Origin of the sequence: Neisseria iguanae (genome assembly GCF_003013245.1) — a bacterium.
GTDB classification, from domain to species: domain Bacteria; phylum Pseudomonadota; class Gammaproteobacteria; order Burkholderiales; family Neisseriaceae; genus Neisseria; species Neisseria iguanae.
On record NZ_PXYY01000085.1, the window covers coordinates 1 to 11,305 of the forward strand.

The 11,305-nt window shown below is 49.8% G+C and carries 9 protein-coding genes, 1 other RNA gene and 2 pseudogenes; 6 read left to right on the forward strand and 6 right to left on the reverse strand.

Going from position 1 to position 11,305, the window contains the following annotated elements; all coding sequences use genetic code 11:
• Nucleotides 1-458 precede the first annotated feature (458 nt).
• The 4 genes from rnpB to rsgA all read right to left on the reverse strand — a co-directional run bounded on the left by rnpB (nucleotide 459) and on the right by rsgA (nucleotide 3,087).
• An RNA gene (gene rnpB, locus C7N83_RS11015) (RNase P RNA component class A) lies at nucleotides 459-922 on the reverse strand.
• Nucleotides 923-1,008: 86 nt separating this feature from the next.
• On the reverse strand, nucleotides 1,009-1,905 hold the full coding sequence (locus tag C7N83_RS11020; protein ID WP_106742665.1) for a polyprenyl synthetase family protein: 897 nt from the start codon (nucleotides 1,903-1,905) through the stop codon (nucleotides 1,009-1,011).
• Nucleotides 1,889-2,116: an exodeoxyribonuclease VII small subunit gene (locus C7N83_RS11025; RefSeq protein WP_106742667.1), complete on the reverse strand. Its 228-nt coding sequence runs from the start codon at nucleotides 2,114-2,116 to the stop codon at nucleotides 1,889-1,891. Before C7N83_RS11025 ends, C7N83_RS11020 begins: the two co-directional genes overlap by 17 nt.
• Before the next feature lie 104 nt (nucleotides 2,117-2,220).
• The gene (gene rsgA / locus C7N83_RS11030; RefSeq protein ID WP_106742679.1) at nucleotides 2,221-3,087 is read right to left on the reverse strand and encodes a ribosome small subunit-dependent GTPase A; all 867 of its coding nucleotides are present in this window, start codon (nucleotides 3,085-3,087) and stop codon (nucleotides 2,221-2,223) included.
• Nucleotides 3,088-3,642: 555 nt separating this feature from the next.
• Between rsgA and C7N83_RS11035 the strand changes: the two genes are divergently transcribed.
• From C7N83_RS11035 to C7N83_RS11060, 6 genes and pseudogenes are all read left to right on the forward strand, one after another.
• A complete protein-coding gene (locus tag C7N83_RS11035) occupies nucleotides 3,643-4,047 on the forward strand; it encodes an ACT domain-containing protein (RefSeq protein WP_106742669.1) in 405 nt (134 codons plus the stop codon).
• A 274-nt stretch (nucleotides 4,048-4,321) separates the two neighbouring features.
• On the forward strand, nucleotides 4,322-6,160 hold the full coding sequence (gene glmS / locus C7N83_RS11040) for a glutamine--fructose-6-phosphate transaminase (isomerizing) (protein WP_106742670.1): 1,839 nt from the start codon (nucleotides 4,322-4,324) through the stop codon (nucleotides 6,158-6,160).
• A gap of 1,038 nt (nucleotides 6,161-7,198) precedes the next feature.
• Nucleotides 7,199-7,444, forward strand: a complete 246-nt coding sequence (locus tag C7N83_RS11045; RefSeq protein WP_146135147.1) for a hypothetical protein — start codon at nucleotides 7,199-7,201, stop codon at nucleotides 7,442-7,444.
• A gap of 171 nt (nucleotides 7,445-7,615) precedes the next feature.
• A complete protein-coding gene (locus C7N83_RS11050; RefSeq protein WP_106742674.1) occupies nucleotides 7,616-7,891 on the forward strand; it encodes a hypothetical protein in 276 nt (91 codons plus the stop codon).
• Nucleotides 7,806-7,994: pseudogene (locus C7N83_RS11055) on the forward strand (IS1595 family transposase); the annotation flags it as partial. The gene C7N83_RS11050 and the pseudogene C7N83_RS11055, both read left to right, overlap by 86 nt.
• Nucleotides 7,995-8,091: 97 nt before the next feature.
• A pseudogene (locus C7N83_RS11060) lies at nucleotides 8,092-8,409 on the forward strand (IS1595 family transposase); the annotation flags it as partial.
• Between the two features lie 386 nt (nucleotides 8,410-8,795).
• On the opposite strand, the gene pyrI reads toward C7N83_RS11060, so the two are convergent.
• On the reverse strand, nucleotides 8,796-9,254 hold the full coding sequence (gene pyrI / locus C7N83_RS11070; protein ID WP_106742676.1) for an aspartate carbamoyltransferase regulatory subunit: 459 nt from the start codon (nucleotides 9,252-9,254) through the stop codon (nucleotides 8,796-8,798).
• 11 nt (nucleotides 9,255-9,265) lie between these two features.
• On the reverse strand, nucleotides 9,266-10,186 hold the full coding sequence (pyrB, locus tag C7N83_RS11075) for an aspartate carbamoyltransferase (protein WP_106742677.1): 921 nt from the start codon (nucleotides 10,184-10,186) through the stop codon (nucleotides 9,266-9,268).
• Between the last annotated feature and the right edge of the window lie 1,119 nt (nucleotides 10,187-11,305).

Below are 11,305 nucleotides of genomic sequence, written 5' to 3' on the forward strand. Positions count from 1 at the left end.
AACTGCCGGAACCGGTTTTGACGGTTTTTTTGCTGTGGCCGTTACGCCGGCCGGGCTGCAACTGCTTTTGTTCGAGGTATTGTCCGGTTTCGGCTTCCAATGCGGCCTTGGCCGGTTGTTTGATGGGTGGGGTAAGGGGGCCGTCTTTACCGGTCAGTATTGGGCCCTTGAGATTCGGAATATGATACCTGAATTTGAAACTTTTACTTTCATCAATATATTGACATTCGACGGTAGATAAACTGCTCTAAATACTGGATGATCGGTCGGCACCCGATCATGACGGGCTGAGGCAGGTTGAGTTTTGCAAAAGTCTTTTCCCTTATGTTTAACAGTATCCGTCGCCTCATGACGGCCATGCATAATCTGCATACCAACCGATCCGCCATATGGTTCTGCCTAAATAGGAAGCCGTCTGAAAAATTGCAACCTTTCAGACGGCCTTCATCAATCTTTTGCACACAGGCCAAACGATAAGCCGGGTTCTGTCGTCGGACAGTCATTCCTCTAGTCGCACCATTGCTGATACGCTCCAGCAACCTACCCGAACGCTCGGCGAGCCGCGTCAATGCGTTCTGTTTGGTCTTGCTCCGAATGGGGTTTAGCCTGCTGCGGACTGTTACCAGCCGCACGGTGCGCTCTTACCGCACCTTTTCACCCTTACCTGTGCCTTCCCGCCAGCTTTTTGCTCCCTGCTGCGTTGTCATGCCTTAGCATACTATTTGTCTGTACTGCCCTCGGCATTCCACCCTGTAATGGCACAAAAGGCTGGCGGGAATCATGGCCATCGGCGGTTCTGCTCTCTGTTCCACTTTCCGTCGTGTCACCACGCCCGGCTGTTAGCCGGCATTCTGCTCTTTGGAGCCCGGACTTTCCTCCCCGTAAGCCTTACGCGTTACGCGGCGACTGTCTGTCTGGCCTGTATGCGGAAGCGATTATAACACAAGGCTGTCTGAAACTTGGGTTTAGCAGTTTCAGACAGCCTTGTTTGACTTCAAACCAACAAATTTAATTCTTGCGTGCAGTCACAAATTCAGCTAACCAGAGCAAATGGGCGGCTTTGCTGCCAAACGGCTGTAATGAGGCCACGGCTTCGTCGACCAGTTTTTCTGCATAGGCACGCGCTTCGGCCAGGCCCATCAGTTTGACATAAGTCGGCTTGTCGTTGCCGGCATCTTTACCGGCGGTTTTACCCAGCGTGGCGGTGTCGGCTTCGCAATCGAGCACATCGTCAACCACTTGGAACGCCAGACCCAGTTTGGCGGCGTATTGGTCGAGTTGGACGATTTGTTCATCACTCAAATCGGGGCAGGCCAGCGCACCCAAGACCACAGCGGCACGAATCAGCGCGCCGGTTTTTAAGCCGTGCATTTCTTCCAATTCGGCTTGGTTCATCGTTTTGCCGACATTGGCCAAATCAATCGCCTGACCGCCCGCCATGCCCAAGCTGCCGCCGGCTTTGGCAAGCGTGGACAACATGGCTAACTGACGTGCGGCAGGCAATTCGGTAGCGCGGCTCAACACGCCAAACGCCTGTGTTTGCAGCGCATCGCCGACCAACAGCGCGGTAGCTTCGTCGTATTGCACATGACAGGTCGGCTTGCCGCGGCGCAGGCTGTCGTTGTCCATCGGCGGCATATCGTCGTGTACCAAGGAATAAACGTGTACCATCTCAATCGCACCCATTGCCTGTTCGACCGCCGCATTGTCTGCATCGCCCAATTCCGACGCGGCCAACACCAGCAACGGGCGCAAACGCTTGCCGCCGCCAAGCGTGACATAACGCATGGCTTCGTGCAGCTTGGCCGGTTTGTCGTGTTCGGACGGCAATAAGCGTTCCAGCACCAATTCGGTTTGCGCTTGGGCTTTTTGCTGCCATGCTTTTAAATCATTCGCTTGGGTCAAGGTTGAGCTCCTTCAATTCGCCGGCATCCAAAACCTGCAATTTTTGTTCGACTTCGGCCAGTTTTTCTTGGCAATACTGCACCAATTCGTTGCCTTCCTGATAGGCAGCGAGCGCTTCTTCCAACGGCATATCGCTGCTCTGCATGGCTTGGGTTAGGGTTTCCAAGCGTTTCAACGCTTCTTCAAAAGATTTCGGGGCGGCTTTTTTCATGGGTATCAGGTAGGAAAAATCAAAGGGTTATTGTAGCATTTTTAAACGTGAAAAAGGCCGTCTGAAATCGTTGTTTTCAGCCGGCTTTGATTTTTACAGAAACCTTAACGCAGCAACTCTTCCGTTATACGCTGCAAAAATTCCACCCGTTCGGCTTTCACTTCACCGGCTTCAGCGGCAGCTTTCACGGCGCAACCCGGTTCGGCGCGGTGGGTGCAGTTGTGAAAGCGGCAACATCCTGCCAAGTGGCGTAAGTCGGGGAAATAGTGGAGCAAGTCGGCGGCTTCCAAATGGTGTAAACCAAATTCCTGTAAGCCGGGCGAATCAATCAGCCGGGTTTCGTCATTTAAATCATACAATTGTGCATGGGTGGTGGTGTGTTTGCCGGAATCGAGTGCGGTGGAAATATCGCCGGTGCGTGCCGCTTGGTTACCCAACAGTGCGTTGGTGAGCGTGGATTTGCCCATGCCGCTTTGCCCCAAAAAGATATTGGTGTGGCCTTGTAGAACCGGCTTTAAGGTTTCCGCCCCTTCCAGCGCGCGCGTTTCCAGCACGCGATAACCCAAGGTTCCGTAAAACGCAAGTTTCTCGCGCCAAGCGGCCGTTTCGGATAAGTCAGCTTTGTTCAACACAATTACCGCTTCAATTTCAGCCGCTTCAGCTGCCAATAATGCGCGTTGCAATAGGGCTTCGCTCGGACTGGGAACGGCAGCGGTAACAATCAGCAATTGGCTGACATTGGCCGCAATCAGCTTAGTTTTCCACGCATCTTGGCGGTACAGCAGGCTTTGGCGCGGCTGAAAATCTTCAATCACTACCTGCTCGGCGTTAATCGGACTGATGTCGACTTGGTCGCCGCAGGCAAAATCAACGCGCTTTTTGCGCGTGGTGGCATCGTAGGTTTTCCCGTCGGGCATGCGTACGATGTAGCGACGGCCGTAGCTGGTGATGATTTGGGCGGTAGCGGTCATAAAACTGGGTTTACGGTTGGATAAAGCAACCATTTTACAGTAAAGACAACAGGCCGTCTGAACGAGTTAAATATTTTCAGACGGCTTGTTCCAAATCACTACAGTTATTGGCTGCTGATTTTATAGGAGGAGGCTTGGGAAGGAAATTTATTTCTTCCCAAGCCTCCTCCATTTTAGGGCGTATCCTCATTTCATCATTACACGCTTTTCTGCTCGAAAATCTGCTACGCAGACAAAATGGGGACACGTCCTAATAATGCAAATGTTGAGAAAGCATCAGGACCAATATCAGCTATTATTTACGCCGAAATAAAAATATGATTTTTTGAAACTACTTCGGATTGCTATGATATTTTTCTGTATAATACTGTAATAATTCGTATACATATATATACAGAATCTCAAAATTTAATAGCGGGAAGTGAACAAATTCTATAGACTTATGCCTCCAATCCCATTTAAACCTGAGCATCTTAAACTTAGTCAGGCGGACAATTCCGTCCGCCTTGCTCTTACATTTTCCACCCTATCAAACAGAAACGCCGCTAGACCACTATGGCCCAACTCGTCAGCAACCTTACCCAACTCATCCGCTCCATGCAGCCGGTGTTAAACGAAGGTATCTATTGCTTTGCCACTCTTTCAGACGGCCAATACTTACCGTTTGAGCAAACCGTCGCCACCATACGTGAAGCCGAAGGTTTGTCGGTGATTGTGACCGAACAAACTGCCGGACAATACGGTTTGAACATCGCCATACGCTGCGCGTGGCTGACTTTAAACGTCTATTCTGATCTCGCCGCCGTCGGTCTGACCGCCGCCTTCGCCCGCGCACTGGGTGAAGCGGGCATCAGCTGCAACGTAGTGGCCGGTACGCGGCACGATCATATTTTTGTGCCGTATGAACATGGGCAAAAAGCATTGGCGGTGTTACAGCGTTTACAGCAACAGGCCGTCTGAACGATTTTGCGCCGGCAAACGTTAATCCTGTTTTTCGTAAAGCAAAAAGTTTTTATTTTTAAAATAACCTTTCCTGTCGGCCTTTAGCCTTTTTCTACTACTGTTTGGCAGACAGCTTTTGCAGATACAGCAAAAATCCTATTATTTCAATGACTCGGAAATTATGTCTGAATATCCGTTTTTACTTTCAGCCGGCCTAACGATTTGAGACCGTCTGAAACCTTACCGCCCCAACGGGCATTTGTTTAAATTTTTTTGATACTAAGGAACATCTATGTGCGGTATCGTCGGCGCCATCCGCGCCAACCAAAATGTAGTAGATTTTTTAACAGACGGCTTGAAACGTCTCGAATATCGCGGCTATGACTCTTCCGGCATTGCCGTGCACACCGGCGAAAAAATCCGCCGCGTTCGCCGTGTCGGCCGCGTGCAATTAATGGAAGATGCTGCACGCGAAAAAGGCATCCACGGCCGCATCGGTATCGGCCATACCCGCTGGGCGACCCATGGCGGGGTAACTGAGCCAAACGCCCACCCGCATATTTCCGGCGGCATGATTGCGGTGGTGCACAACGGCATTATCGAAAATTTTGAAACCGAACGCGAACGCCTGCAAGGTTTGGGTTATGTGTTTGAATCGCAAACCGATACCGAAGTGATTGCCCACAGTGTCAACCACGAATACAGCCAAAACGGCGGTAATCTTTACGAGGCCGTCAAGGCCGCGACAAAAAATTTCCACGGCGCGTATGCGATTGCCGTGATTTCGCAAGAAAAAGATAAAGAAATGGTTGTAGCACGCATGGGCTGCCCGCTGTTGGTAGCCTTCGGCGACCAAGAAACCTTCATTGCCTCCGACGTATCGGCCGTGATTGCCTTCACCCGTAAAATCTCTTACTTAGAAGACGGCGACATTGCCCTGCTCAACGCCGACGGTATCATCCAATTGATCGACAAAACCGGCTCACCGGCCGACCGCCAAGTAAAAGTATCCGAATTGTCGCTGGCTTCTTTGGAATTGGGCCCTTACAGCCACTTCATGCAAAAAGAAATCCACGAGCAGCCGCGTGCGATTGCCGACACGGCAGAAGTGTTCATCGATGGCGGGTTTGATCCTGAAAACTTCGGCTCCAAAGCACACGACGTATTTGCCGACATCCACAGCATAAAAATCTTGGCCTGCGGCACTTCATACTATTCCGCCCTCACCGCCAAATACTGGCTGGAAAGCATCGCCAAAATGCCGACCGACGTCGAAATTGCCAGCGAATACCGCTATCGCGACGTGATCGCCGATCCGAAACAGTTAGTAGTGACCATTTCCCAATCCGGCGAAACACTCGACACCATGGAAGCCTTAAAGTACGCGCAATCTTTGGGCCAACACCACAGCCTGTCGATTTGTAACGTGATGGAATCCGCCCTGCCGCGCGAAAGCGAATTGGTACTCTACACCCGCGCCGGTGCCGAAATCGGCGTGGCTTCGACCAAAGCGTTTACCACCCAATTGGTAGTGTTGTTCGGCTTAGCCGTGACCTTGGGCAAACTGCGCGGTTATGTGACCGAAGAGCAAGCACACGCTTATGTGGAAGAATTGCGCCAATTGCCGGGCAGCATCCAACACGTTTTGAACCTCGAGCCGCAAATCGCTGCTTGGGCGCAAAAGTTCGCCAAAAAAGACAGCGCCTTGTTCTTAGGCCGCGGTATTCACTACCCCATCACCCTCGAGGGCGCATTGAAACTGAAAGAAATCACCTACATCCACGCCGAAGCCTATCCGGCAGGTGAGCTAAAACACGGCCCTTTGGCACTGGTAGACGAGAATATGCCGGTGGTGGTGATTGCGCCGAATGACGTGTTGCTGGACAAGGTGAAAGCCAATATGCAGGAAGTCGGTGCACGCGGCGGCGAGCTTTTCGTCTTCACCGACCTCGACAGCAACTTCAACGAAAGCGACGGAGTGCACATCATCCGCACCCCGCGCCATGCCGGCGTGTTGTCACCGGTTGTCCACACCATTCCCGTGCAACTGTTGTCATACCACGCCGCCTTGGCTCGCGGCACCGACGTGGACAAACCGCGCAACTTGGCCAAGTCGGTGACCGTAGAATAACACTGCATGCCGTCTGAAACACAATCAAAGGTCATTTGAAAAACCCCGATAATCTAACAGCTGAAATACCGTTAAGGTATTTCAGCTGTTTTTATATCAGAATCGGCGGCCTATCGGACATTAAGGATGATAAAAACCGCCGGAAACCTTATCATACAGGCCTTTTGGCGGTTTTTTGCCAATGTTTATAAAAAGCGTCCTTTTTGCCATCAAAACAGCCCGGTGAAGAACCGCCGTAAAAACGGCAGGCAAAGATATAAATGCTCTCTGTGTAACACGTATCTCCCCACCCCAAAACCCGCATCCCCGGGCTGCCCGCATACGGATACACCCATGGCAGGCAGACCTGTCCGCAACCGGTGCAGCGTCACCACCGCAACGGGAAAACCATCCGCCGTAAAACCAAACAAGCCCTTTCAAAGCCCATTCAGTCGGAAAAGACTGCTGCCAATACCATCCTTCGGCCGCAGGTTTGGTGTCATGGCATTTCTGAGCCAGCTATTGCCGTTTGACTTAAAAATGAGTACAAGTTTTTACCATGCCGTCTGAAACCTGAAATCCGTCATTCCCGCCTGAGCGGGAGTGAGGGCATTTGGATATTTCTGTGCCCGTTATTTAGTAAAACAGCTATAGAGGGGAAATTCACTGAATTAAAGACGAAAACCTGATGCCCTCCGGGCTTGGAATGTCCAATAGACCAAAATCCATAATAAAAGCCCGCTTGTCGGACTTTCTTTTTATGGTTGATTTTCATCAACCATAACGTTTTTCGGATAAGGTAGTGCCGTCATGCACGGTAAAAATATAGTCGATTAGAATCAAATCAAGACAAGGCTGTGCGCCGAAGATAATACACTTAGTACGGAAAGGCGCACCAATACGGTATTGATTCGATTTTAATCGACTATCAAAACAAGTGAGCGGCTGCCAATGCGGTAAACGGTATAAGCGAGGCGGAGATTGCCAACGACTCGGGATAGCACTCTCTCTGTTTGGAACATGATTAAGACGAAGATTATCGCAATAAAATCAAGACTGATGAAAGATTCTATTATGAGCTTTGCGGCGCCCGTCAAGCGGGCGTACGAAACAGGCATTGATGGCATGCAGTGGATAGAGGCTAATTACGACATTCCGATTGGTGATTTTCAGGCGACAGAGATGAAAAGGATGCAATCAGGATCTAAGGTCATCAAAATGCTGGAATATCAGGTGAGAAAACAATCCGAATACGCCATAAAATTTGAGAGAGGAATGGCTTGGGGGATAATCGGCAATGATTGATTTTTTATACTCCATTTATATAGTGAATCAGGAGGGGAAATACAATGTAAAAAATATTTTTAAATTAAGTTTTTAATAATTAAATAACTTTTAAGGTTAAATTTTAGGGGTGAAGTGGTACTGTTCAAAAATCTGTGTCAATCCCCTAAACCCCCATAAAAGAGAAGACACATGACCAAACCCGCATTTGATTTCGAAACCGCACTCAGGCACCTTCAGTCCGGACAGGCACTGACCGGTAAAGACGGCCCCCTTACCCCGCCCATCAAACAACCGGCCGAGGCCGCATTGGAAGCCGAAACCGAACAATACCTCGAACAAAAGCAGTTGCAGCCCAACCAGCGTAACGGCCACAGCAAAAAACCGTCAAAACCATATCGGCGGCATTGGAAATTGTTGGAACCGGGCGAAGTGCGTCTTGCGCAAATACAATGGGGTTGGCCGTAAATCTTGCCCGCTGTCCTTGAAAGAATGCGGGTTCCGCTTTGACTTTGGCGTACCGTCCGGGCAGCTTAAAATGCTGCGGCAATGGTGTGGTGTTTGGGGATAATCTACGTCAGCCCCAAAATAATTGATAACGTATGATTATTATTTTTTGGGATGCCCTAGATAACTAGGGAAATTCAAATTAAGTTAGAACTATCCCCATACGTAAAAGCCGTCTAAGCTGGTACAAACAAAACAAACTCATTGAGCTGTTTGTTGCAGGTGTCACGGCAAGAACAGCTGCTCAATCAGTTGGCGTAAACAAAAATACCGCCTCCTATGATTTTCACCGTTTACGATTACTCATTTATCAAAACAGCCTGGAAATGTTTGATGAGGAAATAGAAGTTGATGAAAGTGATTTTGGCAGACAACGTCAAGGTAAACGCTGTCGCGGTGCTGCCGGTAAAGTCACTGTACTCGGGTTTTTAAAGCGAAACGGTAACGTTTTTACTATTGCTGTACCCAATACGCAAACAACTGCGTCGTGGAACAAGGTTTCGGAACGCTGCGCCGTACATTCCGATACAGCCGTACTTCCTATTTCGGGCTGTTAACAGTAACGGCGCAAAGCCGTTTAAAGGCAGGTTGTATCAACCTGCTTCGTGTGCCTGTTGCGGCCTGAAAGGGTAAAATACACCCTGAAGATGGGGAATACGGGAGTGATAGGTTTGGATATGAAAAAAGCCTACTTAATGACCTAAAGCAATTTTTTTGATTTTGATTAAGGTTTTGCAAAGGACTCAACCTTTATCCTAACAGATTTGTTTATGATTAAGCATTATGCCATGCGGCCGGTTTTAGAACAATTGCCGCAGAAAGGCCGGCAGCCGTTTGCACCGATAAACGGCAGGCTTGTCCGCCCTTACGCTTCGGCCACCGATTCGCGCGAGAAGGTTTTTTCGCAATAATGGCATTTCAGCCGGGTTTGCCTGCTTTTCGTGCGCACGTAAAAATGGCTTTTTACCGGTTCGCCGTGGCTGGCACAGTTGGTGTTCGGACAGCGTAACACTTCGCTGATGGTGTCAGGCAGGCTGAGCGGCATTTTCTGCACCACTTTGAAATCTTCGATCACGTTCACCGTCGCTTCGGGGGCAAACAGAGCGAGACGGTTGGCGGCTTTTTCGTTGAGATGCACTCCTGAGATTTTGATGATGTCTTTACTGCCCCGGGTTTTGCTCGGCAGGTTGAAGCCCACCGTCACCGCGCTGCCGTAATGCAGCAGCTTGAATTGGCGCAGAATCGCCAAGCCTTTGCCGGCGGGGATGTGGTCGATGACGGTACCGTTTTGAATCGCTTCGACGCTGTATTGTTTTTGGGTCATGTTTCCGCTCCTTACACTTCTTCGTTCAACACCAGCGACAAAATTGCCTGTCGTGCATATACGCCGTTGGCGGCCTGTTGGAAATAATAGGCATACGGCGTGGCATCGACATCGGGGTGGATTTCATCCACACGCGGCAAGGGATGAAGAATGCGCAGATTGGCTTCGGCCTTAGCCAGCATCGCAGCATTAAGGTTGAATTTGCCTTGGATTTTGGCAAATTCCTGTTCGTCGAAACGCTCGCGCTGCACACGGGTCATGTAGAGGATGTCTGCCCATTCGACGGCGGCTTCTAACGAAGGCAGGATTTGATAAGCACAGGCGGCTTCGTCGAGCTCTTCAGTGATGTAGTCGGGCATGGCAAGGCTGGGCGGCGACACGAAGGCAAATTCGCAGCCCCAGCGTTTTAAGGCTTGTGTCAGCGAATGCACGGTGCGGCCGTATTTGAGGTCGCCCGCCATAGCAATTTTGAGACCGCCCAACGTGCCCTGGGTTTCATAAATCGTCACCAGATCGAGTAGGGTCTGGCTCGGATGCTGGTTGGTACCGTCGCCCGCATTGATAACGGGGACATCGGAAAATTCGGCCAATACCCGCGCCGCGCCGTCTTTGGGATGGCGCTGGATAACCGCATCGGTGTAGCTGGAAATAATGCGCGCGGTGTCCGCCAGCGTTTCGCCTTTTTTGGCACTGGTGTTGGCGCCGTCGGCAAAACCGATGACCTTGCCGCCCAAACGCTGCACAGCAGTTTCAAAGGAAAGGCGGGTACGGGTGGACGGCTCGAAAAAGCAGGAGCCGACGAGTTTGCCTTCCAGCAAATCGCTGCGTGGTTCGGCTTTGAGTTTCAAGGCAGTATCAAGCAGCAATTCGAGCTGCGGCGTAGTCAAATCGGCGATGGAAATGACGTTTTGACGGTAAAGCGGATTGGGCATGGGATTTCCTTTTCCAATGTCAGTATGAGACAGCAATCATAGACGGTACAGAGTGGCCGTCAGCCTGAAACGTCCATAAAAAAACCCGCCGGGCGGGAAGAAGGGAACAACCAGGCCGCCGCCGAAGGCAGCGGTTGCAAAACGGTAAAATGAAGGCATGATGTTCATAGCACGGCGTTTGAATGCGGAGGTGGGTGAGACGGGTTTATTATCGCATATCCGAACCGTGTCTGCACAGATTCGCTGCGGCTTTTCAGGGCATTTTTCAGACAGCCTGAACGGATGAAACGTCAGGCTGTCTGAACGTGTTTTTTATCACTCGGAACAATTTTCCGCAGATGATTATACTTTGATTCGGAGCTTTAGCTTTGGCTTTCTGATACTGAAACCGCATTTCATGGATAAGCCATCAAAAACGAGTTCACAGCCCTTGTCAACAATTCTACCATCTGCACAACATAAAACAAACTGTCAACTTTTCCCGTGTTTGCTCTGTAGGCCAGATAAAAAGCGCAATGCAGCAACACAAACAGACCATTGCCACAATTGGCATCTTTTTTTCTCGGCGACAGTTTTTATGTGGTTGGATTTTCTGACTGTCTTCATTCCGCCTGCTCCGAAAACAATCTCGAATTGCCCTTATTATGTGTAGGATTATTGTAAGGTGCGTAAAATTTAAGTCCAAACGAACCGGTGGTAATTGCCGATTGAAAACAAACCACGATTGCCAACACATTGACCCGAATAGAACGTGGTGGCTTGATTGTGCGAAAGCATAATCCCAATTGATGCCTGATCCTGTTTGATTTTTTTCAGTGAAAAAGCCCAAAACCTGCAAGTACCAGCAACCGCCATCGTCCAAGGCAACAATCAAAATGCTTTGTCGGTGTTGTCTGATCACGAACAAGTGCTTTTTTTGACATACTTGAAAAAATCATATGTCCATAGCTTTCAGGCCGTCTGAAACATACTCCCCTCCCCACCAAACTCATTCTGTTCAGGCTTTATTTTTTGCTTTTGTCAAATAAATGCCGTCTGAAAATTTTCAGACGGCATGAACCCTTTGCAAAATCTTAGATTTGAGTAAAATTCAAAGCGATCTCTTTGCAAAAGGTGCAG

Excerpts from the sequence above, each read along its gene's own strand:
- pyrI (WP_106742676.1), bottom strand. The coding sequence starts at position 9,254 with ATGACCCAAAAACAATACAGCGTCGAAGCGATTCAAAACGGTACCGTC.
- C7N83_RS11045 (WP_146135147.1), top strand. The coding sequence starts at position 7,199 with ATGAAAGATTCTATTATGAGCTTTGCGGCGCCCGTCAAGCGGGCGTAC.
- C7N83_RS11035 (WP_106742669.1), top strand. The coding sequence starts at position 3,643 with ATGGCCCAACTCGTCAGCAACCTTACCCAACTCATCCGCTCCATGCAG.
- C7N83_RS11025 (WP_106742667.1), bottom strand. The coding sequence starts at position 2,116 with ATGAAAAAAGCCGCCCCGAAATCTTTTGAAGAAGCGTTGAAACGCTTG.
- pyrB (WP_106742677.1), bottom strand. The coding sequence starts at position 10,186 with ATGCCCAATCCGCTTTACCGTCAAAACGTCATTTCCATCGCCGATTTG.
- glmS (WP_106742670.1), top strand. The coding sequence starts at position 4,322 with ATGTGCGGTATCGTCGGCGCCATCCGCGCCAACCAAAATGTAGTAGAT.
- C7N83_RS11050 (WP_106742674.1), top strand. The coding sequence starts at position 7,616 with ATGACCAAACCCGCATTTGATTTCGAAACCGCACTCAGGCACCTTCAG.
- rsgA (WP_106742679.1), bottom strand. The coding sequence starts at position 3,087 with ATGACCGCTACCGCCCAAATCATCACCAGCTACGGCCGTCGCTACATC.